The organism is Mediterraneibacter sp. HA8405 (assembly GCF_056148955.1).
Genome location: NZ_CM148758.1, coordinates 155,423 through 179,349 on the forward strand (window position 1 = coordinate 155,423; position 23,927 = coordinate 179,349).

21 protein-coding genes and 3 pseudogenes are annotated in these 23,927 nt (G+C 47.4%); 3 read left to right on the forward strand and 21 right to left on the reverse strand.

Features of this window, described 5'->3' with window-relative positions; translation table 11 throughout:
• Positions 1-18: 18 nt before the first annotated feature.
• The 21 genes and pseudogenes from AC0QUU_RS00745 to AC0QUU_RS00845 all read right to left on the reverse strand — a co-directional run bounded on the left by AC0QUU_RS00745 (position 19) and on the right by AC0QUU_RS00845 (position 18,875).
• Complete coding sequence (locus tag AC0QUU_RS00745; protein ID WP_474543953.1) at positions 19-906, reverse strand: hypothetical protein; 888 nt, start codon at positions 904-906, stop codon at positions 19-21.
• A 52-nt stretch (positions 907-958) separates the two neighbouring features.
• Complete coding sequence (locus AC0QUU_RS00750) at positions 959-2,815, reverse strand: recombinase family protein (protein WP_001820670.1); 1,857 nt, start codon at positions 2,813-2,815, stop codon at positions 959-961.
• A gap of 54 nt (positions 2,816-2,869) precedes the next feature.
• On the reverse strand, positions 2,870-3,061 hold the full coding sequence (locus tag AC0QUU_RS00755; RefSeq protein ID WP_001820669.1) for a hypothetical protein: 192 nt from the start codon (positions 3,059-3,061) through the stop codon (positions 2,870-2,872).
• Between the two features lie 71 nt (positions 3,062-3,132).
• Complete coding sequence (locus tag AC0QUU_RS00760) at positions 3,133-3,363, reverse strand: YdbC family protein (RefSeq protein ID WP_001206986.1); 231 nt, start codon at positions 3,361-3,363, stop codon at positions 3,133-3,135.
• A gap of 45 nt (positions 3,364-3,408) precedes the next feature.
• Positions 3,409-4,263 (reverse strand): ParB/RepB/Spo0J family partition protein, encoded by an 855-nt coding sequence (locus tag AC0QUU_RS00765; protein WP_000743700.1) that lies wholly within the window; start codon positions 4,261-4,263, stop codon positions 3,409-3,411.
• An 8-nt stretch (positions 4,264-4,271) separates the two neighbouring features.
• Entirely contained in the window at positions 4,272-5,237 is a 966-nt protein-coding gene (mobV, locus tag AC0QUU_RS00770; RefSeq protein ID WP_001820668.1) for a MobV family relaxase, read from the reverse strand.
• A 517-nt stretch (positions 5,238-5,754) separates the two neighbouring features.
• A pseudogene (locus AC0QUU_RS00775) lies at positions 5,755-6,787 on the reverse strand (AAA family ATPase).
• A 154-nt stretch (positions 6,788-6,941) separates the two neighbouring features.
• Positions 6,942-7,416, reverse strand: a pseudogene (locus tag AC0QUU_RS00780) (RNA polymerase sigma factor).
• Positions 7,417-7,499: 83 nt separating this feature from the next.
• On the reverse strand, positions 7,500-7,925 hold the full coding sequence (locus AC0QUU_RS00785) for an RNA polymerase sigma factor (RefSeq protein WP_000323895.1): 426 nt from the start codon (positions 7,923-7,925) through the stop codon (positions 7,500-7,502).
• Between the two features lie 94 nt (positions 7,926-8,019).
• Positions 8,020-8,529 carry a sigma-70 family RNA polymerase sigma factor gene (locus AC0QUU_RS00790; RefSeq protein WP_105116765.1) on the reverse strand — a complete coding sequence of 170 codons (510 nt, stop codon included), beginning with the start codon at positions 8,527-8,529 and terminating at the stop codon, positions 8,020-8,022.
• A 490-nt stretch (positions 8,530-9,019) separates the two neighbouring features.
• On the reverse strand, positions 9,020-9,193 hold the full coding sequence (locus AC0QUU_RS00795; RefSeq protein ID WP_002779755.1) for a cysteine-rich KTR domain-containing protein: 174 nt from the start codon (positions 9,191-9,193) through the stop codon (positions 9,020-9,022).
• A gap of 51 nt (positions 9,194-9,244) precedes the next feature.
• Entirely contained in the window at positions 9,245-11,164 is a 1,920-nt protein-coding gene (tet(O), locus tag AC0QUU_RS00800) for a tetracycline resistance ribosomal protection protein Tet(O) (protein ID WP_000691758.1), read from the reverse strand.
• 366 nt (positions 11,165-11,530) lie between these two features.
• Positions 11,531-11,905 carry a TnpV protein gene (locus AC0QUU_RS00805; protein WP_001129922.1) on the reverse strand — a complete coding sequence of 125 codons (375 nt, stop codon included), beginning with the start codon at positions 11,903-11,905 and terminating at the stop codon, positions 11,531-11,533.
• Positions 11,906-12,011: 106 nt separating this feature from the next.
• Positions 12,012-12,458 (reverse strand): annotated as a pseudogene (locus AC0QUU_RS00810) (SpaA isopeptide-forming pilin-related protein); the annotation flags it as partial.
• Entirely contained in the window at positions 12,397-13,200 is an 804-nt protein-coding gene (locus tag AC0QUU_RS00815; RefSeq protein ID WP_474543980.1) for a ParB/RepB/Spo0J family partition protein, read from the reverse strand. The gene AC0QUU_RS00815 and the pseudogene AC0QUU_RS00810, both read right to left, overlap by 62 nt.
• Positions 13,154-13,981: a ParA family protein gene (locus AC0QUU_RS00820; RefSeq protein ID WP_474543982.1), complete on the reverse strand. Its 828-nt coding sequence runs from the start codon at positions 13,979-13,981 to the stop codon at positions 13,154-13,156. Before AC0QUU_RS00820 ends, AC0QUU_RS00815 begins: the two co-directional genes overlap by 47 nt.
• 120 nt (positions 13,982-14,101) lie before the next feature.
• On the reverse strand, positions 14,102-14,443 hold the full coding sequence (locus AC0QUU_RS00825; protein WP_474543984.1) for a hypothetical protein: 342 nt from the start codon (positions 14,441-14,443) through the stop codon (positions 14,102-14,104).
• A complete protein-coding gene (locus tag AC0QUU_RS00830) occupies positions 14,440-14,631 on the reverse strand; it encodes a hypothetical protein (protein WP_087266967.1) in 192 nt (63 codons plus the stop codon). The genes AC0QUU_RS00825 and AC0QUU_RS00830 overlap by 4 nt, the downstream gene beginning before the upstream one ends.
• A gap of 114 nt (positions 14,632-14,745) precedes the next feature.
• Entirely contained in the window at positions 14,746-16,449 is a 1,704-nt protein-coding gene (gene rlmD / locus AC0QUU_RS00835; protein WP_474545496.1) for a 23S rRNA (uracil(1939)-C(5))-methyltransferase RlmD, read from the reverse strand.
• Between the two features lie 65 nt (positions 16,450-16,514).
• Positions 16,515-17,459, reverse strand: a complete 945-nt coding sequence (locus AC0QUU_RS00840; RefSeq protein WP_474543986.1) for a 3'-5' exoribonuclease YhaM family protein — start codon at positions 17,457-17,459, stop codon at positions 16,515-16,517.
• Between the two features lie 27 nt (positions 17,460-17,486).
• Positions 17,487-18,875 (reverse strand): S1C family serine protease, encoded by a 1,389-nt coding sequence (locus AC0QUU_RS00845; protein WP_474543988.1) that lies wholly within the window; start codon positions 18,873-18,875, stop codon positions 17,487-17,489.
• Between the two features lie 228 nt (positions 18,876-19,103).
• On the opposite strand from AC0QUU_RS00845, the gene AC0QUU_RS00850 reads away from it, so the two are divergent.
• Genes AC0QUU_RS00850 through AC0QUU_RS00860 form a run of 3 tightly spaced genes read left to right on the forward strand, consistent with a single transcriptional unit; the run spans position 19,104 to position 23,625 of the window.
• Complete coding sequence (locus AC0QUU_RS00850) at positions 19,104-21,479, forward strand: endonuclease MutS2 (RefSeq protein ID WP_474543990.1); 2,376 nt, start codon at positions 19,104-19,106, stop codon at positions 21,477-21,479.
• Positions 21,480-21,496: 17 nt separating this feature from the next.
• Positions 21,497-22,198 carry a response regulator gene (locus tag AC0QUU_RS00855; RefSeq protein ID WP_474543992.1) on the forward strand — a complete coding sequence of 234 codons (702 nt, stop codon included), beginning with the start codon at positions 21,497-21,499 and terminating at the stop codon, positions 22,196-22,198.
• 17 nt (positions 22,199-22,215) lie between these two features.
• On the forward strand, positions 22,216-23,625 hold the full coding sequence (locus AC0QUU_RS00860; protein WP_474543993.1) for a HAMP domain-containing sensor histidine kinase: 1,410 nt from the start codon (positions 22,216-22,218) through the stop codon (positions 23,623-23,625).
• The last annotated feature ends 302 nt before the right edge of the window (positions 23,626-23,927 follow it).

Genomic DNA, 23,927 nt, shown 5'->3' on the forward strand with positions numbered 1-23,927 from the left:
AATGTGCAAACAGCAAAATCAGCGGACACGGGCAGGGCTTCTTTTTTCGGGTTGTTCCTCGCTTTGCTCCGGCTCTGCGTCCATTACAGGCGTATCTTTTTCGTCCAGATTTAACTCGATATTCAGCGCATTGAGCCTTTCCGTCTTTTCTTTCAGCTCCGCTTCATAGGGGAAAGGCTTGGCAAATTCCGCTTTGGCGTTCTCGATCTGCTCCAGTGCCTCCGCCTTTTTTGTCTTGGCGGCGTCCAGTCTGGCAGGGAACTTGGCAATCTCGTTTTCTATTCGAGTCAGGTTGCCCAGAGCGTCCGTGCCTAATGAAACGGTATGCTTCATCTTTCCGCATAAATTCAAACAGTAGTGGGCGTTTAAGGTATCATAGTAGACCTCCATACGAAAGCCCCGATAGCTGCCAATCTCCACAGGTGCGGACAACGGATTTTCCTTGCACACCGCAAGGAGCATCTCGCCTGCGTCCGCCTTTTCAGTATAGGCTACGCCTTTTAGCGTCATCGGGCAGAACTTTTCCTCGCCCGCTGCCTGATGCTGCCCGGCAAGTTTCACATCCTGCGAATATCCCTCGATATATTCCTCATATTCTTTGACCTGCTTCGGATAGTATTTCAATATCTTGTCCTCAAGGTCGTAATGCTCGGAAAGGTAGCTCTGTTTCAGCACTTTCAGCTTGGACACCTGAATATCTAAGTCCATTTTTTCCTTAAAACGCTCGTCGCCTGTGGCAAGCATCTTGACCTCCGCAAAGGATAACGCTACCTCGTCCACATCCTCGGCGGAACGCACAGGGCTTTTGCTCGTCATGATCTGGCTGATAAATTTTTGCTTGCTCTCCACCAACTGATAGAGGTATGCGTCAAAGGTCTGCTCCGTCACATAGCGATAAATCTCCACCTCCGGGAACCTGTTGCCCTGCCTTTCAATACGCCCCTGCCGCTGTTCAAGGTCAGTCGGTCATTTTTTGCGGACAGTTCATACATGCTATCCTTTTCTGTTCTCTGCTCCTGCGTTTGCTCTCGTTTGATTTCTCCCTCCGTATCTTCTTGGCACAAGCAGGACAATACCTTGATGCACCAGAGCCCGGGACATATTCAACGCCGCACACCGTACAATTTTTAGCGGGCATTGCTGCCCACCGTTTTGTAGGTATGATATGTAATTCATCGACAAAGCCGATGAATTTATAGTAAATCTTGATTTCCTGCTTCACTGTTCCGTCTGCCATCTTCTCACGCTCCGAAACAAGTATCTTGTCTATGAGTGCGTTTATAACTGTTGCATCCAGTTCTTTTAAGCCTTGATAATTTCGGATAAGGGCGAGGAAGTCACGGATTCCCCGTGATTTCTCGTAGCTTTCATTAAGAGTTTCCGTCACCTCTTTCAGCCTTGCTTCAATTTCAAGCTGCTCTTTCTGGTATTTCCCCGACATCATCTCAAAATTCCGCTCGGTAATACGCTCCATGACCTTATCCTCGTAGAGAGAGGAAAACAGCCTGTCCAGTTCCGCAAGGCGTTTGTTCAGCTTCTTACGTTCTTTCTCTAATGCTTTCGCCCTGCTCTGGTCTGTTTCCGTGAGCCGCTTTTCTATGGCCCTGACCGCCTTTTCATCATTCACTGCCATATCCGCAAAACAGTTGATGTCGGCAAGAACGGCATTGAATAAATCCCTTGCTTCTATATTGTGGGCACTACACTCGCTTCTTCCGTTTCTTGCATAATTATTACATGAATACTGTACACAGTCGATAATCTCTGGGCGTTTCCTCCTGTGTACGTTCATTGCCCGCAGAGCACATCCGCAGTCCACACACTTGATAACGCCTGCAAAAATATTTACAAATCCTCCCTTGTTCTGTGGAAGCCTACGACTTGTAATAAGCTGTTGGACAATATCAAATTCCTCCTGCGTGACTATTCCCTCATGGGTATTGGGTATCACTTCCCATTCTTCGGGCAGCTTAGAGGGGCGTTTCTTGCTTTTCATATTGGCGGCAATCCGTTTGTAGCCTACAAGATTTCCCGCATATATCGGGCTTCTTAAAATGCTCCTCACGCTGTTCCCACTCCAAATATAGCGTTTGTCCTCGTTCCCCTCAAAATGACGTTCAAAGCCTGTTTCGCCACGCTCCGCCGCATAAGCGGCAGGGCGTAGGATATGCTGTTTATTAAGATGTCTGCAAATTTTGGCAACTCCATTCCCTTTTAATGCAAGGTCGAATATCTCTTTTACAACATGTGCCACTTTATCATCTATCAGCAGATGGTTGTGGTCGGCAGGGTCTTTGATATAGCCATAAGGGGCGGTAGTTCCCATGAATTTCCCCTGTTGAAACCTCGCCCGATATGCCGATTTTATCTTAACAGATATGTCAGCGGCATACATTTCGTTTAAAATGTTGCGGAAAGGCGTGATGTCCATAGCAGATTTATTCAAGGTATCTACGCCGTCATTGACCGCTATATACCTCACGTTATGCTCTGGGAAGAAAACTTCCAGATATAACCCACAATCAAGATAGTTTCTCCCCAGACGGGATAAATCTTTCGTAATCACGCAGTTTATCAGACCGCTTTCAATGTCTTTTATCATATTCTGGAAACTTGGTCTTTGGAAATTTGTACCAGAATAACCATCGTCCACATACGTTTTTGCTATGTGCCATCCCTGCTTTTTCACATAATCCGTGAGGATGGATTTCTGTGTCGCAATGCTCGCACTCTCGTTATCCGTACCATCGTCTTTAGATAAGCGGCAATAAATGCCGACTAAATAGATTTTCTTTTCTTCTTTGATTCCTGCCATACTGTAAAACCTCCGTATCTGTCCTATCTGTTTTCATGTCCCATTGCGTACATTCTAAGCGGACAGCCCCTCATTGTCGAAGGTGTCGCCCTCGGCAATCTTCTTCCGAATATCCTCGGAGATAATCGGGACAAACGCTTCTGTAACGGTCTGTGTGCCGACATATTCACGGCTGATTATCATCTGCACTGGTGCTTTTGGCACGATACGCTTTCTCTTTTTATCTGCTTTCTTATCCTCGCCCATACTTAAATCTTCCTTTCCAGACAGGGCAGGGAAGAGTTTGGAAATGTCCCCGCCCTGCCAATCAGATACCATTAATCCTCGCTGTTTAATTCTTTCTGTAATGCTTTAAGGAGTGCCGCCGCTTCATCAGCGTTCAGCGTGATTCCCTTGCCGCACTTTTCACGGTTCGGGGAAAAGCTGCGGATGTCATACTTCGGCTCTTTCCCATTCCATGAAATGAGATTGATTTCCTTTGTGTAGCCACTGTCGCCCGTAGACAATACTGCGATTTCCTTTACGATTTCATACTGGATTTCTCTCATTCTCCATACCTCAACTCTCTGTATTTACTTCCCGAAAAAAGAAGATTAGCGGCTGTCACGGTTGCGTTTCCTCTGCAACTCACGCTCCAAAAGTTTGATGATGGTTTCCTCCATCTGCTTCGGCGTTGTGTTCTTCGGAAAGTATTTTTTCAGCTTGCTTGTGTTGATTTTCAAGGTTTCTTTCTGGTTGCCCTTTTCCTCCGTCATAATCGCAAATATCGTATCCATGTCAAGCCGCCCGCTCTGGCTTAACTGTTTCATCCGCTGTGCCTGTGAGAGTGAGGGCGTTGCTTCTTCGCTCTCCATCGTGGCAAAGAGGTTTTCCTGCTCGTCTTTCTTCAAGAAGGACAGTTCCACCGCAGGCGTGAGGGCGATTTTCCCCTCGTCCACCATCTGCAAAATCGGCGGTATCAGTTCCGTCAGGCGGATAAAACGCTGCACGGTCATCCTGCCCACGCCGAAGCCCTGTGCCACCTTGTCGTCCGTCCGCAACTTCGTCACAACTTGTGACGAGGTTAAGTCTGTGCGGAAACCCTGCCGCTTCATGGCTTCGGATTTCATCTTGTAAGCAAACGCCCGCTCCGATGGCAGGATATTCTCACGCTGCAAATTGCTGTCTACAAGGGTGATGATGGCTCGGTCACGGTCTAAGGGCAGGACAAACGCAGGCACGGTATTTATCCCTGCAAGTTCAGAAGCACGGACACGCCGCTGTCCTGCAATCACTTCATAACCGTCCCCGTCCTCTTTCGGGCGTGTGATTATCGGCGTGACAATGCCAAATTCCTTGATGCTTTCCGCTAACTCTGACAGTGTTTCATCTTCTGCCACATGAAACGGATTGTCGGGGAACGGGTACAAGTCTTTGGTCTTTAACACCTTAAAATCCTGTTTCTTCATTCACATATCTACCTTTCTTTCGCTCTGCTTCTATGATTTTTCTGCAATTCTTCCAACACTTCGGGCGGTATTTTTGACAGCAGCCGCCCCATCTGCTCGTTGGTTCTCTGCAATTCAAATATCTTCTGATTCGCTTTCTGCACCTTTAGTTCCTGCTCGTACTTTTCATCACGCATACGCCCCGCATAGTCTGATTCCTGCCCAATTCTCTCTTTCAAACTGTCGATATACGCCTGCTGTTTCCCGATTTCCTTAGAGAATTTCTCCACGTCTGGCAGCCATGCAGAGAGTAAATCTAACGCTTTATCCCTTTTCTTCCCTGCGTTAAAGGCGTTGATGTCGGATAGGGCAGACACGATTTCTTCATACTGTTTATCAAGCCTGCCGCCTAATTTATAGAGCCATGTGGGGACGTGTTTCCGCTTGGTTTCCATTGAGGACTGCCCCCGTTCAAGCTGATTCCACCGTGAGGACATCCGCTCATGGTAGGCGGTCTGCCACTCGGATAATGATTTCTGGTTGCCTAAGATAGCTTTCGCTGACAGCTTATTGTCTGGCGTAATCGGCACAAAGCAGAGGTGCATATGGGGCGTTCTCTCGTCCATATGGACGACAGCGGAGAGGATATTCTGCTTTCCAACACGCTCCGAAATGAAGTCAAGAGCCGTCTGGAAATACGCTTTTTGTTCTTCGGGCGGTAACTGGTTCATAAATTCTGGTGAAGCTGTGATGAGCGTTTCCACCATCATCACGCTGTCTTTCCTTGTCCTGCACCCCGCTTCGGCTACCATGCGGTTAATCTCTTTCTTGTAGGTGTACTTTGGTGGTGCTATGAGATGGTAATTGTTTTTAGAGCGTTCCATATCTATATCTGGGTTGCTTTTGTAGGCTTCTTTCTTCCGCTCGTTGTGGCGTTCACAAGCCGCAACGCCGCCCGCTTTTCGTTTCTGGAAACGCAGGATTGCATAAGGCATAGGCGGATTCCTCCTTTCTTTCGGCGGGTGACCGTCCTTTGGGGTGACAGCGGTGACGGTGGTGACAGCAGTTTTGGGATACCCCCTGCCGACTGCCGCAACTGTCACCCTCACCCCCTGCATGACGGTCATGTCGATGATGACGGTGTTTTTGGGATACCCCCCTCGCAAGAGCCGTCACCGTCATGCCGCCATTCTTTTATCCGAAGCCGTAAGGCGTAGGATAGCAGGGCACAGCCCTGCCTTAAGGGAGTCCAGAGGGAACGTCTGGCACACGACTTTGCAGGGCAAAGTGTAGTGTGTTACACCCTGTAAACGCAGTCGGAAAAATCGGAATGATTTTTCTGACCGCAGGGGTGGTTTTACACGACCGAAAAGGGCGAGTAAATCTCACGCCTGCATTTTGCGTTTACGGGGTGTTCTCCCGTAGGGATGACAGCGGCAGGGTATCCTAAAATCACTGTCACCACCGTCACTGCTGTCACCCGCAGGGCAGAGCCGCCAGCTTTACATGGCTTTAAGCGTCAATGACAGTAACAGGGGGGTATCCTAATATCGCTGTCACCACCATCACCGCTGTCACCCGCCCTCCTTGCAAGGGCAATCCGCCTGCCGTCTTTCCTGCGGCTGTACTGGTAGCAGATACGGTTCTCGCTTAAAAATGTGGTGCGGTATTCATTCAGCCATTTCGTAATCACCGTGGGTATGGTTTCCGTTTCCCCCATAGCGGCTAACAGTTCCGTTGCCGTGCCTATCCATTCTTCCTTATCCCTCATAAAATCCACCAACCGAAAAAGGACATCTGGTATCGTTTCTTTCGCAAGCTGCTCCTGCGTTTTCCGCTCCACAAGCTCCCAACGGCAATCACGGAAACGCAGCGTGTATTCCTGATAAGGCGTGTCCCTGCCCGTCACATACAGCTTGGCGGTGTCAGACGCACGTTTCTCCTTTTCCAGAACAAAGGTAGCGTCCGCACTCCCCGTTAATCCTGTCGTCCCAGACACCTTGTTGAACACGTCGCTGTCATTCTGCTTTCGGATGTGGTGTACGACAATGACCGCCAGAGAGTGCCTGTCGGCAAAGTCTTTGATGAGGGAGATGTCCCCATAGTCGCTTGCATAGGCATTGTCTTTTGAAGCTGTACGGACTTTCTGCAAGGTATCAATGACAATGAGCCTGCTGTCTGGGTAATCTTTCAGATAATCTTCAAGCTGCACGATAAGACCGTCTGACAGCTTGCAGCTTGCCACGGCAAAGTGGAGCCGCCCGCTTGCTTCGTCCGTCAAACGAAATAACCTGTCCTGTATGCGGCAGAACGTGTCCTCAAGGCAGAGGTAAAGCACATCGCCCTCCATTGTCGGCATATCCCATAAAGGGATTCCCTGCGACACGCATAAGCATAGCTTCAGCATGAGCCAGCTTTTGCCTATCTTCTGTGAGCCGCAGAACAGCGATAAGCCTGTCGGGATAAGGCTGTCCACCACAAAGGATGGTTTCTCAAGCGGTTCATAAAGGAGCGTTTCGGCGTTGACTGTCTGTAACTTCTGCATGGCTTTCCTCCTTTCGGGCGGTGTCTTTGTTTTCGTTGCACATAGGCGTTGACCTCCTTAAAAATAGATTTACTCCCACGGAAAAAAGTGAGAGTATGTAATGCCGCCAATCCCACACAAATAAAAAACAGATTTCTTTTTCGGGCGGTGTCGGTCACGGTTGGAGATATTTCTTCAATTTCCGCCTTTACTTTCTCCTTTGCAATCGCAACAGATTTCTGTATTGCCGAAGCGGTGCAATGCTCCATAGCGGCGATTTGGTAAAAATTGAACTCATACTCGTAGTAGAGCAGGAAACGCCGCCTTTGTATCTCTGGAAGGCTCCCAACCGCCTTATAGAGCGTTTCATTCCGTTCTTCCTCAACCATGCGTTCATCAAGGCTCTTAGGCACACGCAACGCCCGTCTGTAAAGGGTTTCGTCCCATACCTCGTTAAACTCCCTGTGCCGCTCGTCCCATTAGAAAAGATTCCTGTTCCTGCGCTCCATCTGCCGAAACTCCATAAAGAACTGTTCCGACACTTCCAACTCGTGGGATTTGCCCTGCCCGTCCTTAAAGCTGATAAAATACCTTGTGCCGCTTTCCGTGGATTCCTCCCGAAGCGTGTATGCCTTAACCCTGTATGCCATCCTGTTGTCCTCCTGCAAAAAATGAGTGAGGGGATTTCCATCCCTCACCCAGTAGCCCGCAGGATGGCAGGCTGTTTTAGAAGCTATAAAATTTTCCGCAGCTTCTTCCGCAGATGGTCTAACCTCGCATAGATGGCACCAGTCGTCAAATGCACAAGCGGGGCAATCTCCTTTGTGGAATACCCCTGCATTTTCAGCAGGACGATTTTCAAGGTACGCCCGTCCACCGTGACTAATACTTGATAGAGATTTTCGCTCTCAATCTCTTCCAGTAACTCCGCAACCGTACCCACTTCCGCCTGCCGCTCCCTGCCTGCCATGTCCTCAAGATATTCCGCAACGTCATTCGTCCATCGGTAAAACCGCCTGTTGGAATTGAAGTCTGCCCTGTCCGCCATGCGTATCTGCTCAATGGTCGCTTCATCAACGCCGCACTCACGCAGCAGCTTTTCCTCCGCTTCTTTCCAGATACGCCATTTCCTGTCCTCCCGTCCGTGGTTGTATGCCATTCTTACTTCCTCCAATCAGAATTGATTGAGAGGGCAGAGAAAAGCCCCCTCATCTTCCCAAAGGAAAAAACAAGGGGGCTGAACGCCTTAAATTTTAATTTTCTATTATCTTTCTTAGTTTTATTAGGATTCTGGCTTTGCGTTTGTTTACAACGCTCTGGGTTATGCCCAACCTCGCCCCGACTTCACGCTCGGAAAGTCCGTCAAAAAAGATTGCCTGTATCAGCTCCTGTTCACTATCCGACAGCAAAGGCAGGGCGGCTTTCAGCCTGTCCACCATGACCGCATTGACAACGGTTTCTGCAATGTCCACCGCTTCATCAGTGATAAAGTCCAGAGGATTCCCCTCGCTGTCCGTAAATCCGTCGAGAGATAGCAGTCTATTCTTTGTATCTAATTTTTGCAGATAACGCCACCGTTCCTTGTCACGGTAGAAGTCTGTGTATTGCTCCCTCACGACTTCAAGCAGACAGCCTTGAATGGGGATAAACAGCTTGTCCATATAGGTCTGGTCGGATTCCCTGCAACGGCAGAACTCCGTGTAGGATAATTCCACATAGCCGCCACTTTCTCTGATATATACCTTTCTTGGTGCATATTTCACCATAAATACCTCCCATCTGAATTTTTGAAATGTAAAAAATCCAGATGGAGAGGCGGAGAACGACACCGCATATCAGAAACAGCCCTACGGCACTTTCCAACAAAAATCGACAAAAGAAAAACCGCAAAGGCTCTGTGACCTTTACGGTTATAGGAAATAGTAATTCTATTGTATGGAGATTGTACTTCTACTTTCAAGGTGAGAAGTACCGTTGCACTGGCAGAAATTTTTTTAACTGGTTTCCTGCCGTTCTCTGATATGCTATGTATTGATAAATTTTGCTTCGTATGAGCAGATAGATAACTGCCCGAAAAAAGGACATAAAAAAATCCCTCCAAATTTAAAAACAAATTCAGAGGGTAATTTAGGGTATAACAAAATAACCCACCCGAATATCGTTTTTTTTATTTGGTGAGTTTGTTCTTTCAAATACGAAACAAAAAGAGCCGATGATTCGTGAATTGTTCCACAATTTCATCGGCTCTGCGTCTTAAGCGTCTGGCTCTTTGATGACAGTTATCTTCAAGTTGTCAACTTTAATCAATCTTTCTTGTCTGCATTTTGGACAATAAAGGGGATAATTCTCCAAAACAGTGTCCTTCCTAATTTTATTACGGGTTTTGCTCCCACAAACAGGACACAATATCCATTCGCATTTCATCATAATTAGTCTCTAATCCTTTCAAATCTCATTTTATATGACTTTTGCAAGCTGTTAAGCTAACTTGTGGAACATATGCCGAACCTTATCTATACGGCTATTCGGGCGGCGGGGTTGGCAAATAAATTTACCAATAGCTGGCTGGTATCCTTTTAACTCTGTCAAGCAGACTCCCTGCCCATTTGTGAAATAAGTTAAATCGTTCCTGTATTCTTGAATACATCTAGCAGGGATTTCTCCTTTCAGAATGACCTCGTCATTCTTTATCTGAGTACTTACAATATCTGCACAATACCTTGGAGCATCATGATACGCCCGTGAGAGATATTCCTGCGGTGCATAAATTTCAAAGTGGAGATATGGCTCTAATAGTTCTGTCCCTGCTTTTTTTAAAGCCTGCTCCAATACGATAGGGGAAAGCAGCCGAAAGTCTGCGGGGGTACTTACAGGACTATAATACAATCCATATTCAAAACAGATTTTACAGTCTGTCACTTTCCATCCATACAGCCCCTGCTCGCAGCCATAAAGAACCCCCTCCATAACCGCATTTTGGAACGATTGATTTAAATATCCAAGTGAAACTCTGCTTTCATACTGCACTCCGCTTCCAATAGGGAGCGGCTCTATGGACAACCCGACAGAAGCCCAGAAAGGATTTGGCGGGACTTCTATGTGGATGGTATATTCTGCTTTTCTAAGCGGTCTTTCCATATATATAACAGTAGGCTCTTTTATTTCTGCCTCCACATGATATTTTTCCTCAAGGATGGCACAAATGACTTCCATCTGCACATTCCCCAAAAAAGAAAGTATAATCTCATGCGTTGTAGTATCCACATAATATTTTAAAAGAGGGTCGCCATCTGAAATTTCTGTAAGTGCCCCAAGCAATATTTCCCGCTGTTCAGATTTCTTTACTGCAATCGTTGTTTGGAGCATAGGGAGAGGATTTTCAATAAATTTTCTCTGCGGCAACAGTATTTCGTTCCCCAAAATACTGTTTAGCTGCAAAACATCATTTGGTAAAATTACAATATCACCAGAGCAGGCTGTATCGGATGAATATAATTCACCGTTTGTCGGAACACACATCTCTGTGATTTTTATTTTCTCTTTTTCAGATATTCTAATAACATCCCTCAAATGCAATGTTCCGCTATATATACGCACATAAACAAAACGCCGCCTTTTCTCTGAATATTCAATCTTAAAAACCTGCCCGCATAGTTCAGATTGACCTTCAGGCGTTGATGAATAAAATTTACTGGCAATTACTTCTATAAGCTGCCGAATCCCCAGATTGTTTTTAGCGCTTCCGTGATAAACGGGAAATAACGTTCCGTTTTGGAATCTCCTGTTTTCTTCCTGTTCCAGTTCTGACATTTTAAACGGTTTCCCTGACATATATTTCTCTAATAGTTCATCGTTTCCCATAATTACCGCATCCCACTGTTCCATATCGTCATTGTCCGTTACATTTATATGGGGATGCTGCCCAACCTTTTGCTTCACTATAATTTCCGAAGAAAGCTTTGCTTTCATTTCCCGATATACCATTGGCAAATCAATCCCCTCTTGGTCAATTTTATTGATGAAAAAAATTGTCGGAATCTTCATTATCTGTAGTGCATGAAACAGTATACGGGTCTGTGCCTGTATGCCATCCTTTGCAGAAACTAATAATACTGCTCCGTCTAATACGGATAAAGAACGGTATACTTCCGCCAAAAAATCCATATGGCCTGGCGTATCTATAATGTTGACTTTTACATCCTCCCACTGAAAAGATGTCACTGCTGTCTGGATAGTGATTCCCCTTTGACGCTCCAAATTCATTGTATCTGTCCTTGTTGTGCCTTCATCTACGCTCCCTAGTTCTGCAATTGCACCACTGGTATACAATAAACTTTCCGTTAATGTTGTCTTTCCTGCGTCAACGTGAGCCAGAATGCCTAAGTTAATTATTTTCATGTGATTTTCCTCCTATCAACACCCAAAAAAGGGCATAAAAATACCCAGTGATAAATACTCCTATCACTGGGTAAATAACTCCAATAGCCCCAAAACACTTATATGTTTTCGGGCATATAAAATTACATGATAAAAGTATTCTTAAACTGGGTACAAAAAACTAAGCCCCATATTAAAAGTGAAACGGGACTGCTACTTTTTGTTCCCACTATCAAATTGACAGTTTATTTAAGAATACCTTGCCGCATATTTATTAACTCCTTGTATAATACTGAATCTAATTATATTCCTTAACCCTTTATTTGTCAAGCTGACAAACTAAAGCAGAAAAAGCGGCAGGATTTCCCCCTGCCACTAATCATCTGTTTATGCAAAAATAATTTCCTTTTCCACAATCTCCCTCGCACAAGCCCTTATGTTATTGAGGCATCCTGTCCATTCTAAGGCGTTTTCTGCCTTTAGCTGTTCCGTTATGCCCTGTGCCTGTTTCATACCCTCTATGAGCCTTTCAAAGCGTTCCTGTGCCTGTCTGTTGATGTCGGCAAGGTAGGCGTTTAGCCTGCCGCTTGTAAGAAGATTGGTGTATGTAACTTTACGGTACTGTTTTAGATAATCTAAATGCCGTTGCCCCCAGATGCCTATTGCCTGTTCTTCTTCGGCGGGTACAGTTAAGCACGGTATCAAATAATCCCCTTGCCTTTCGTATTTGCCGCCCAGTTCCTCAAATAATGATTTTGCCATTGTCTGTTACCTCCACATTCTTTTTTATTTTGAATGTCCGCAAAATCCGTCCTACATCAGAGGGACGCCACGGGCAGTCTAAATTGTGGATAGCGATGAGTCTGTCCTCCACGGTAATGTTGCCATTCTCGTCCGTAGTAACGGTCTTGTTGAAGTTCTTTTCACCCTTGATGACAAAGGAGATGCCCGCAACAACGCCATCCTCGGAAGTCTTTTTCAGGGCAATCGTGCCAGTGGGCGTCTCCACATTCAGGTATGCCCGCACAGTGTCGGCATTTTCCACGCCCGTCACTACATCCTGCAGGTTAGGGTCGCCATAGGCAATCATCTTTGCGCTGCTGCTGACAGCCGGCACATTGCTCCTTGTGGCGGTAATACGCACCGATCCGTCAAAGGCGGTTTCTGATGTGATGATGAGCTGATTGCCGGACTTCGCAACGCTTACCTTGCTGTCGGAAGAAGCAAAGGAATACTCAGACAGCACACCGTTCTTATCGGTCAGGGTCAGCGTGTATTTCCCGTTCTGATAGGAAAGCTCTTTTGTGATCTGTGAGCTTTCCGTCCTGCATAAATTTCTTCATTTTGATAGCCTGCGCCAGTGACGGGGTAGCGTCGTTGTATTCCATCGCTTCGAGCAGAGTGTACTGCTGTTCCTCGGACAGATAGGAGATTTCCACCGCAGGGCGGAACGCAATCTGCCTTTCGTCAACCATTTGCAGGATTTCAGGAACAAGTTCGGTCAGGCGGATATACCTTTGAATTTGATTGCGGCTTTCTCCAACCTTTTCAGCAAGCTCGGCATCGCTCCGCAACTTTGTCCCCACTGGGGACGAAGTTAAATCGTTGCGCTGTCCCTGCCTATTCATCGCTTCAAGCCGCATTTTGTAGGCAAAGGCTTTCTCACTCGGCAGGATCGTGGAGCGTTGCAGGTTACTCTCTACCATAATGATGATTGCTTCATCACGGGTCAGCTCCTTGACCTCGCATTTTAAGGTTTCCAGTCCCGCAAGCTCACACGCCTTTTTGCGTCTGTGTCCGCTGATAAGCTCATACCGTCCGTCCTCCTTGAGCCGGACAGTCGCCGGGGTCATTACGCCATTTCGCTTGATACTCTCAACAAGCTGTTCCATATCTTCATCCATTAAGACTTTAAACGGATGGTCTGGAAACTCGTCAATCTCCGATATAGGAATTTCCCGTATCTTGCTTAAGGCAGCCTCCGCACGACTTTCGTCAGTTTCAAAGAGGTCATCGTAAGCGGTCAGCTCGATTTTGTTTCCTCTGCTTCTCGCCAATCTCTACCACCTCCTTTGCGAATTGCTCATAGGCAGCGGCAACCTTGCCGCCTTTGTCATAGGCAAAAATACTCTTGCCCTCTGCGGTGGCTTCCACAGCACGGACGGAGTGGGGGATCTGGGTATCAAACACCCTGATTTTCTGTCCGTATGCGCTCTTGACGGATGAGATGATGTCTTTAGAGATATTTGTCCGTGTCATGACCATCGTCATCAGGATACCGTCAATACGCAGTCTGGGGTTTATCTGCCGCCTGACCTTTGACACCGTGCGAAGCAACAGCTCCAGACCTTTTGCAGAAAGATAGTGGGGCTGCGTCGGGATAACTACGCTGTCAGCCGCCGCCAGAGAATTGATGGTTATCATTCCCAAGCTCGGCATACAGTCGATTAGCACAAAGTCGTAATCCCTTTTGACCTCATTCACATAGGTTTTCAGGACACTCTCACGACTCAGGGCATTGATCAGCCTTACCTCCAGACCAGACAGCTCAATGTTGGACGGGATAAGGTCAACGCCTTCCTTGTGATGGATAATCCCTTGAGAGACATCAACCGTCTTATCGTCGATGATGTCCTGCATCACGGTAGAGAGGGTAAAGGGCAGGTCGTCAGGACGGTTATATCCCAACGCCATCGTAAGGTTTGCCTGCGCATCGGCGTCGATGAGCAGCACCTTGTTCCCCTGCTGTGCCAGTCCCACGCCCAGATTGACCGCTGTGGTGGTCTTGCCGACACCGCCTTTCTGGTTTGTCAGAGCAATCACTTTGCAGTTTGACATAGATGCGTCCTCCTTTCGCATAAATTTAGCCACCTTGTCAGGGTGGCTATGTAAAGTTCCGCAGAACGCAAAAAAGCCGACTGGCTTTGATACCAATCGGCTATGTAAAATCTTCAATATTCAGTTGTTGACTTTCGCTGCAAGCAGCTCTCGTATATCGTCCGTGTCCCACTTATCAGGGAACAGCACTGCCATTATCTGAAAAGCGTCATACAATCCTGCGATATATGCGTGGGTAGCATACTCAATATCTTGCTTGTCCCGACACTCAAGCAGGCGGTTACAGACTTTCCGCTGTTCGTCCGTCAAATCCAACTGGAGATAGTGCATTTCCGCAATCCCCTCATTCTCAGAGTCCTCCTGATAGGTTACGTCTGCTTCCAACAGCGGAGTGATCGTCTTTTCCCTCAGCGTTTCCACAGCTACCTTGAACAGTTCTTTAAATTCTACGCCATTCATCATACCCTCCCGCAATCGTGTTGTACTTTGAGTTTTTTCAGCGGTGCGCCCGTAACCTTAAAAATCAGTTCGTCAACGCAGTCCGCATATCTGCCTTGTGCAAGGAGCTGATTTTTCAGTTCCACAAGGCTATGTAACAGGATTGTCCTTTCATGGCTATCCAGATAAATGTGGAATTTCTGTTCTCTCATACGAGCCACCTCCGTTTCTTCACTCTCATTATATGTAGGAATGCAAAGCAGCTCAAATGTGCAATCTTGGTAAAAAAATAAGCGTATCACTATCTCTAATGATACGCCCTTGTTCTAAATGACTTCAAAATGCTTTAAAGCATCTTTAATTGCCTCCACTTTCTCTGCTGTCGGATGTTTTCTCGGCTGTTTCAATTCTTCTACCGCATTAGGGGCATCATACATTGGCAAGCCCAAACTTTTCTTTACCTCTGCTATATAAGCGGTATGTACTTTGAAGCCATACTTCGCTTCTATGTATTCCTTTATCATTTTGTAGGTAACTCGCTCTTTCGGCTTGTACGCCTCGGCTCTTTTAGCGATATTATCAAGTGGCACCTTGCCCTCTCCCTCGCCAAACTCCACTTTTACGCTGATTGTGCTGTCAGGTTTTTTGTGGGAAAGCAGTACTACCGTCTCCACATGCACCGTCATCGGGAACATATCCACTGCTCTGACTTTCCTCACTTCATACCCGTTCCCGCACAGGTACTTCATATCTCTTGCCAGCGTGGCCGAGTCACAGCTTACATACACAACCCGCTCCGGTGCCATCTTCACAACCGTCTCCAGCAGCGCCTCATCGCAGCCCTTCCTCGGCGGATCCACCACAATCACATCCGCGCGGGCCCGCTCCCCGCCGTGTTCTTTCTTATACCTGTCATAATAGTCCGGCAGGACTTCCTCCGCCTTTCCCACGAAAAACTCTGCATTTTCAATCCCGTTGATCTGTGCGTTTTTCCGCGCGTCTATGATTGCCTGAGGCACGATTTCCACGCCGTACACCTGCCCTGCCTTCTGCGCAAGGAAGAGAGAAATGGTTCCGATTCCGCAGTAGAGGTCCCATACGGACTCGCCGCCCTGCAGATCTGCATATTCCAGCGCAAGGGAATACAGTTTTTCCGTCTGCACCGGATTCACCTGATAGAAGGACAGAGGAGAGATCTGGTATTTTACGCTGCCGATATAATCAGTAATATATTCCTTTCCCCAGAGCACCCGGAAGGTGCTGCCCATGATAACGTTTGTCTGTTCCATGTTCGGGCTGACAGAGATGCTTGTCATCCCTTCTATAGCCCTCAGCTTTTCAACGAGATGTTCCTCATAAGGCAGCTTCCGGCTGTTGATTACCAGACAGACCATAATCTCTTTTGTTGTAAAACCGAAACGGATCAATGCATGGCGGATGACTCCGGTTCCGGTTTTCTCGTCATAAGACGGAACATGATTTTCTTCCATATAGGTCAGAATAATTTTCAGAATCTCCCGGTTCACCGGCACTCCCAGCGCGCAGTCTGTGTTGGCAATAATGCTGTGTGTCCGGCCGGCGTAGAAACCGGTCACCGGTCTTCCTTCTTTGTCTGTGCCGAAGGGAAACTGGGCCTTGTTCCGATAGCCAAAGGGCTGGTCCATCCCCACGGCAGGCTCCATTACACGATCCAGCAGTTCCGGCGGGAAGCCGCCGATACGCTCCAGATTTCCCCGTACTTTGCGGGCTTTGAATTCCAGCTGCTTCTCATAGGACATTTCCTGGATCTGGCAGCCGCCGCACTGTCTTGCAAAGGCACATCGGGCATTTACCCGGTCCGGAGAAGGGCGCAGAATTTTCATCAGTCTTGCGTAGCCGTAATTTTTCCTGGCCTTTGTAACTTTTACCTCTACCTGATCGCCGATCACCGCGTCCTTGATAAAAAGAGTATAACCGTCCACCTTTCCTATTCCCTCTCCGTTTACGCCTATATCTGTAATCTCAGTAATCACTGTCTGGTTTTTCTGCATTTGATTCTCATTTTTCCCCATATTTATATCCTTTCATAAAACGGGGGACGTAACCCCTTTTTCTGTTACGTCCCCGATGTTCTCCTTAAGTTGGACTCAAAAAGTCTGTTAAACCCAAGCCACTCTGTTCCGGCCTTGCCTTTGAATATTTCTGTCAGCGTCTGCAGTTTTGCATCCGCATTGTCCGCCAGATTCAGGGCCAGAGCCTCGGCCAGAGCCGGCTTCTTCGGCGAACCGTATTCCAGTTCTCCGTGATGAGCCACTACACAATGCTTCAGTTCATTGGCCAGTTTTACCGGAAAGTCCGGCTGCTCTCTGAGGGCTTCGTCAATCATCTCCACACCGATTACAATATGGCCGATGAGCTGTCCCTCGTCTGTGTAATCATTATCCGGAAATGCGGACAGTTCTCTTGTTTTTCCAATGTCATGACACAGCGCTGCGGAAATGAGAAGATCCCTGTTTAAAATGGAATACGCACCTGCAAAATATTCGCACAGGTGCACCACGCTCAGCGTGTGTTCCAGAAGTCCTCCGGAAAAGCTGTGATGTACGGTCTTGGCGGCCGAATGTCCTTTAAAGCTGCTGATAAACGCCTCGTCTTTCACAAAGAAATATTCCAGCAGCTGCCGGAGATGGACGTTGGAGATCTGCCGGATATACGCCAGCAACTCCTCATACATTCCGTCTACACTCTTATCGGTTGTAGGCATATAATCCGCCGGATTGTACTCTCCCTCATAAGCCCGCCGGATCTGCCGGATATTGAGCTGAAGATTGCCATTATAATTAATTACGTCGCCAAATACTTCTATAAAATCTTTTTCACTGTATTCAGAAATCCCCTGGGAATTTGGATCCCAGACTTTTCCGTCCAGTGTCCCTGTCTTATCCTGCAGAATCAGGTTGTCATACGGTTTTCCGTTTCGCGTTTCCGCGGAACGTTTCCCTTTACACAGATATACGTTTCTGATTGTCTCTCCTTCATGCAGTCCACTGATATATCTCATTTCATTCCTCTTTCTATTCTTCTATTTTTATTTCTGCCCCACAGTTACCGTGTAATCCACATCCACATAACCGTCAGCTCCAAGACGTTTGCCTTTGATCTGTATCTGCTGATCTGTCCGGGTCTCCAGTACAGCCTTCTCGAATGTCACCAGATTGGTCACCGTTTCCCCGTTTATTTCACAGATAATATCACCGCTTTGTATTCCTGCCGCCATGGCCGGAGAATCAGGATCCACGTCAATTACATAAATGCCTGCCGGCATTCCCTGATCTTCTTTCAGCCGGGAGGTAACTGTTGTTGCGTATACACCGATATACGGCACGTTCTGCCCGTTCGCCATAAGCTCGATCACAGACTTCAGATCTGATATGGCATAAGCGTTTGCCGTATTTGTCCCTTCATCTTCCCAGATCGAAGCCATAATCAGACCCACAACCTCGCCCTGCATATTAAACAATACCCCGGACCCGCCCGAAGCAGCGGAAATGTCGGTTGCAAGGATATCGCACTCTCCGTCGTAAAAAGTTTCTTTGTAATCAGTAGAACTGATAATTCCATAACTGATTCCGTCTGCGTAACTGAAAGTATTTCCCAGAGCAATCACCGGATCTCCCTGCTGCGTCAGATTGGAATTTCCCAGAACGGCAACTTTTACAGAACTCCATGTAGAAGTGGAAATTTCTCTTCGCCGGACGCTGAATACCGCCAGACAGCGGTTGCGGTCACGCATTTTCAAAGAAGCCCCATACCGGGATCCATCTGCAAATGTAACAATCCAGCTTTCCGCGTCGCTGCATACAGAGTCCGGGGCAAATATCAGCAGTTCCTGCCCATTGTCCGCAGTAACAATTCCGGCCGCCGAATCTTCAATTCCTGTTGTCTCGTCTGTCCAGTCCGTTCCTCCGGATACCCGACTCACAGTGGCAACACTTCTCTTTGCTTCATCTGCCAGACTATACATGGATGCAAGCATTTCTTCATAACTCAGTGAATCCAGCTTCTGTTCTGTTTCCCTGGTCTTTTCCTCCTCCGCTTTCTGCTCTTCTTCCGATGGTTCCTCATCTTCCGGAATGGTTACGGTCTCAGGTTCTCCCTTAAATGTCCGCTCTGCCCAGGGTTTGAGCGCAAAAAAACCAATACAGGCAAAAATTCCCAGAATCACACCGTACAGAGCAATTCTGGCAGTCTGCCTGAAAAGTCTTTCCCTGCTTAAGGGCTCGGGTTTTATGGTCTCCTGCAGAAAGGAGTATTTCTCCGGCTTCTGCTCTTCTTCCGCTGTACTGCCTGCCGAAGAGTTTTCTGTCTGAGCCGCATCCAAATGTGCGCTTTCTTTCTGCGGATTTTCTTTCTGCTTATCAACGGTGGTTTCCGGAGTCTCCTCCTGATCCGGATTCCGATTCTTCCTGTGCAGCATAGGCATAATTTCTCCTTCAGATTATAGTATAACCGATTCATTTGGATTGTTCAATCGTAACTGTCCGGCGCGGCCTGAAATTTGCGGCAGCTCAGCCATGCCTGCCATGGAAAGGACGCTGCGCTCTTGTCATGGAAAAAGGAATGGGGTAAAATGATTACAGCCGGAGAGAAAACCGGACATAATATATAAACAGAAAAACTTAGAAAATAACAGACAGGTGAATTTATGAATCAGAAAACTCTGACAAAACTGGAATATGATAAAATCATCGGGCTTCTGGAAGAGGAAGCCTCTTCCTTCCGCGGGCGCCAGCTCTGCCGGAGGCTTAAGCCCATGACTGATCTGAATAAAATCAATACTTTTCAGGAACAGACGGCTGCCGCATTTACAAGAATTATCCGGAAAGGCCGTTTTTCCTTCGGCGACGCCGCACCCATAGAGGAGTCCATGAAACGACTGGAAATAGGAGGGGCCTTAAGCATTTCCGAACTTCTGCGCATCTGCCGGCTCCTGAAAAACGCCGCCCGGGCCAAATCCTACGGCAGGCACGACACTCAGGAGGACGCTGCCGACTGCCTGGACGACTATTTTAACCTTCTGGAACCCCTGAGTCCGCTGTCAAATGAAATCGACCGCTGTATTATCTCCGAGGAGGAGATCGCGGACGACGCCAGCAGTGAACTGAAACGGATCCGGCGGAATATGAGTACGATTAACGACCGGGTTCACGCCACTCTCAGCGGACTGGTAAACGGCTCCTGGCGCTCTTATCTTCAGGATCCGATTATTACTATGCGCGGGGACCGTTACTGTCTTCCGGTAAAAGCGGAATACAGAGGACAGGTACAGGGGCTGATCCATGATCAATCTTCCACCGGCTCTACATTATTTATTGAGCCGATGGCTGTTGTAAAACTGAATAATGATCTCAAAGAACTTTATGCAAAAGAGCAGGAAGAGATCCAGGCCATCCTTGCGGATCTGAGCAGCCAGGCCGCCTCTTATGTGGAAGAAATCCGGCAGGACTACAGGGCCATGACAGATCTGGACTTTATATTTGCCCGGGGCGCGCTGGCTCTGTCCATGCAGGCCAGCCGGCCGGTATTCAATCAGGAAGGCCGCATCCGCATCCGGGAAGGGCGGCATCCGCTTCTGGATCCCCGTACCGTAGTCCCCATCACAGTTTCTCTGGGAGAAGATTTTACTCTTCTGATTATTACAGGACCCAATACAGGCGGAAAAACCGTGTCCCTGAAAACTGTAGGGCTGTTTACGCTGATGGGGCAGGCCGGACTGCACATTCCCGCGGGAGACCGTTCGGAACTTGCCGTTTTTTATCAGGTTTACGCGGATATCGGAGATGAACAGAGCATTGAACAGAGTCTGAGCACCTTTTCGTCTCATATGACAAATATTGTCTCTTTTCTGAAAAAGGTAGATGAACAGTCCCTTGTACTGTTCGACGAGCTGGGCGCGGGAACAGACCCGACGGAGGGAGCCGCTCTCGCCATTGCGATTCTGTCCTATCTTCACAAAAGGGGAATCCGCACAATGGCAACCACCCATTACAGCGAACTGAAAGTATACGCACTCTCCACAGAAGGCGTAGAAAACGCCTGCTGCGAATTTGACGTAGAAAGTCTGCGTCCTACTTACCGTCTGCTCATCGGCATTCCCGGAAAGAGTAATGCATTTGCCATTTCCGGAAAGCTGGGGCTTCCTGAGTTTATTATCAAAGACGCCAGGAAGCGGCTGAGTGAGCAGGATATTTCCTTTGAAGACCTGCTTACTGATCTGGAAACCAGCCGCCGCACAATCGAACAGGAACGTGCGGAAATCCAGGCATACCGGAAAGAAACAGAAGCGCTGAAAGCCCAGGCACAGCAGCGGCAGGAAAAGCTGGAAGAACAGCGGAACCGGATTATCCGGGAGGCAAACGAAAAAGCCAATGCCATCCTGCGGGAAGCCAAAGAAGTAGCAGATGAGACGATCCGCAACTTCCACAAATTCGGCAAAGAAAATATTTCAGCCGCCGAAATGGAAAAAGAGCGGGAGCGTCTCAGACAGAAAATAAAAACCACGCAGGCTGACGCTGCGGTTAAAGCTGCAAAGCAGAAGAAAAAGTACAAAGCAAGCGACTTCAAACTGGGAGAATCTGTAAAAGTTCTGAGCATGAATCTGACCGGAACAATCCATTCTCTCCCCGACTCAAAAGGAAACGTAACCGTACAGATGGGTATTCTTCGCTCCCAGGTAAATATTTCTGATCTGGAAATCATAGAAGAACCGGTGCCGTACGCTGCGAAAAAATTCAGCCGCACTTCCAAAAGCAGTATGAAAATGGGGAAATCCCTCTCTGTAAGCCCTGAGATCAATCTCCTCGGCAAAACAGTAGACGAAGCTGTAGCAGAACTGGACAAATATCTGGACGACGCACTCCTCTCACATCTGAATACCGTGCGTGTCGTTCACGGAAAAGGAACCGGCGCTCTCCGCAAAGGCATTCATGAATACCTGCGGCGCCAGAAACATGTAAAATCCTACCGGCTGGCCGAATTCGGCGAAGGGGATGCCGGCGTTACAATTGTAGAACTGGGATAAAAGGAGGGAAAACCACTATGATAGGGAAACAGAAAATCCTGATTGTCGATGACGATGAAAATATTGCCGAACTGATTTCACTCTATCTTACGAAAGAGTGTTTTGATACAAAAATCGTACACAATGGAGAGGACGCGCTGTCCGCGTTCGAAACATACAATCCGAATCTGATCCTTCTGGATCTGATGCTTCCCGGTATTGACGGCTACCAGGTATGCCGGGAAATCCGGGCAAAATCCACCACTCCGATTATTATGCTTTCTGCGAAAGGTGAAGTGTTTGACAAGGTGCTGGGCCTGGAGCTGGGCGCTGACGATTATATTATGAAACCATTCGACTCCAAGGAAATGGTTGCAAGGGTCCGGGCCGTACTGCGACGCTATCAGCCTGCCAAAGCAGCGGAAGCTCCTGCGGAAAAAGCCAAATATGCAGAATATGACGGGCTGGTTATCAATCTGACCAACTATTCTGTCATGTGTGACGGCAGACAGGTTGAAATGCCCCCGAAAGAGCTGGAACTGCTCTACTGTCTGGCTTCCTCACCGAATCAGGTCTTTACCCGCGAGCAGCTTCTTGACCGTATCTGGGGCTATGAGTATATCGGCGATACAAGAACTGTAGACGTCCACATCAAGCGGCTCAGAGAAAAGATCAAAGATCATCCCGGCTGGAAACTGAGCACTGTATGGGGCATCGGCTATAAATTTGAGACGAAATAACACCGGAGTATTAACTAATGAAAAGCATTCTGCACTTAAAATTTATTGTACTTTATATTATATTCGGATTTCTGTGCGTTTTTACAACCGCTATGCTGGCTGAAGAACTGATTCAGACCCAGCTGGAAGATGATACCTCCCAGACTCTTTACCGGGAGGCCACGCTGATTGCAAGCGATTATCTGCCTTCTTATTTTACAGATTCTTCTTCCGTCCAGTCTGTTCAGGCTCAGCTTGCGGCCATGAGACTGTACCTGGACTCTTCGCTGTGGTTTGTTTCCAGTGACGGAACCATGATTACGTCTTCCAATCTGGAGGGTACATCTTCTCCTGACGCAATTGAAAACTTCGATCCGGCGGAAATCGGCAGCAGTCAGTACATTACAGGAACTTACCACGGATATTTTGACGAGGATATGATCACGGTTATGGCCCCGGTTACTCAGGGATTTTCCACAAAAGGCTATCTTCTGATCCATTCTCCTCTGTCATCAATCGAAGAGAGCTGTTCTGAAATTATGGTTTCTATATACATTTGTCTGGGCGTGATTTTTCTATTGTCCTTCATCTTTCTGCTGGGATTTCAGTTTTTTGTATATAATCCTCTTAAGCAGATATCTGAAGCGGCAAAACAGTATGCCTCAGGCAATCTGGACTATGAGATTCCTGTGTACACCCATGATGAGATGGGGTATCTGTCCGCATCTCTGAATTACATGGCAGTTCAGCTTAAAGATATGGATGATTATCAGAAGAAAATTGTGGCAAATGTCTCTCATGACTTCCGTTCTCCTCTGACTTCCATCAAAGGATATCTGACCGCCATGGCAGACGGCACCATTCCGCCGGAAATGTATCAGAAATATCTGAACATCATTCTCTTTGAAACAGAGCGCCTGACCGATCTGACAAAAGATCTCCTCACGCTCAACGAGTTTGATACAAAAGAACTTCTGCTGGATAAGACCCGTTTCGACATCCAGGATGTCATAAAAAGCACGGCCGCCTCTTTCGAAGGCGTATGTACTCCAAAGCATATTTCTATCCAGCTGCTGCTTCTTCCGGGCTCTGTTGCGGTAAATGCTGATATGCGGAAAATTCAGCAGGTGCTTTATAATCTGATTGATAATGCGGTTAAATTCAGCGGAAACGAATCTACGATCACAGTCGAAGTGGCTGAAAAGAATGAAAAAGTATTTGTCTCCGTAAAAGACCGGGGAATGGGAATTCCCAAAAAAGAGCTGAACAAAATATGGGAACGTTTCTATAAATCAGATCTGTCCAGGGGCAAAGATAAAAAGGGCACCGGACTGGGACTTTCCATTGTAAAAGAGATTATCCAGGCGCATGATGAACATATCAATGTAGTAAGTACAGAAGGAGTAGGCACAGAGTTCATCTTCTCCTTAAGTAAGGCGGATGTGTAGGGAACGGAGGGGAGAACTATCTGAAAAAGAATATTCAGAGTTTCTCGCGAAGGGGGTCGAGATGAGCGGTATGGGAAGCAGACTCCGTTCCGAAAGCTAAGAAAAATTAAAGCCTCCGGAATCTGACGCAAGACAAGACTGAAAATGATTAACTCGCCTTTGGCTCAGACAGAATCATTTTCAGTCTTAGCATCAGATTCCGGAGACTTAACTTTTTCTAAGCTTTCTTCAAAGTCGCCTGCTTCCCATACCGCTCATCTCTTACACTTTCGCCTAAACTTCTGCCCATCTCTTTTCTGCAG

Excerpts from the sequence above, each read along its gene's own strand:
- AC0QUU_RS00755 (WP_001820669.1), bottom strand. The coding sequence starts at position 3,061 with ATGGGCGAGGATAAGAAAGCAGATAAAAAGAGAAAGCGTATCGTGCCA.
- AC0QUU_RS00760 (WP_001206986.1), bottom strand. The coding sequence starts at position 3,363 with ATGAGAGAAATCCAGTATGAAATCGTAAAGGAAATCGCAGTATTGTCT.
- AC0QUU_RS00860 (WP_474543993.1), top strand. The coding sequence starts at position 22,216 with ATGAAAAGCATTCTGCACTTAAAATTTATTGTACTTTATATTATATTC.
- AC0QUU_RS00820 (WP_474543982.1), bottom strand. The coding sequence starts at position 13,981 with ATGTCAAACTGCAAAGTGATTGCTCTGACAAACCAGAAAGGCGGTGTC.
- AC0QUU_RS00855 (WP_474543992.1), top strand. The coding sequence starts at position 21,497 with ATGATAGGGAAACAGAAAATCCTGATTGTCGATGACGATGAAAATATT.
- rlmD (WP_474545496.1), bottom strand. The coding sequence starts at position 16,449 with ATGCAGAAAAACCAGACAGTGATTACTGAGATTACAGATATAGGCGTA.
- AC0QUU_RS00840 (WP_474543986.1), bottom strand. The coding sequence starts at position 17,459 with ATGAGATATATCAGTGGACTGCATGAAGGAGAGACAATCAGAAACGTA.
- AC0QUU_RS00750 (WP_001820670.1), bottom strand. The coding sequence starts at position 2,815 with ATGGCAGGAATCAAAGAAGAAAAGAAAATCTATTTAGTCGGCATTTAT.
- AC0QUU_RS00845 (WP_474543988.1), bottom strand. The coding sequence starts at position 18,875 with ATGCTGCACAGGAAGAATCGGAATCCGGATCAGGAGGAGACTCCGGAA.
- AC0QUU_RS00825 (WP_474543984.1), bottom strand. The coding sequence starts at position 14,443 with ATGATGAATGGCGTAGAATTTAAAGAACTGTTCAAGGTAGCTGTGGAA.
- AC0QUU_RS00830 (WP_087266967.1), bottom strand. The coding sequence starts at position 14,631 with ATGAGAGAACAGAAATTCCACATTTATCTGGATAGCCATGAAAGGACA.
- AC0QUU_RS00850 (WP_474543990.1), top strand. The coding sequence starts at position 19,104 with ATGAATCAGAAAACTCTGACAAAACTGGAATATGATAAAATCATCGGG.
- AC0QUU_RS00805 (WP_001129922.1), bottom strand. The coding sequence starts at position 11,905 with ATGGCAAAATCATTATTTGAGGAACTGGGCGGCAAATACGAAAGGCAA.
- AC0QUU_RS00795 (WP_002779755.1), bottom strand. The coding sequence starts at position 9,193 with ATGATGAAATGCGAATGGATATTGTGTCCTGTTTGTGGGAGCAAAACC.
- mobV (WP_001820668.1), bottom strand. The coding sequence starts at position 5,237 with ATGCCTTATGCAATCCTGCGTTTCCAGAAACGAAAAGCGGGCGGCGTT.
- AC0QUU_RS00785 (WP_000323895.1), bottom strand. The coding sequence starts at position 7,925 with ATGGCATACAACCACGGACGGGAGGACAGGAAATGGCGTATCTGGAAA.
- AC0QUU_RS00765 (WP_000743700.1), bottom strand. The coding sequence starts at position 4,263 with ATGAAGAAACAGGATTTTAAGGTGTTAAAGACCAAAGACTTGTACCCG.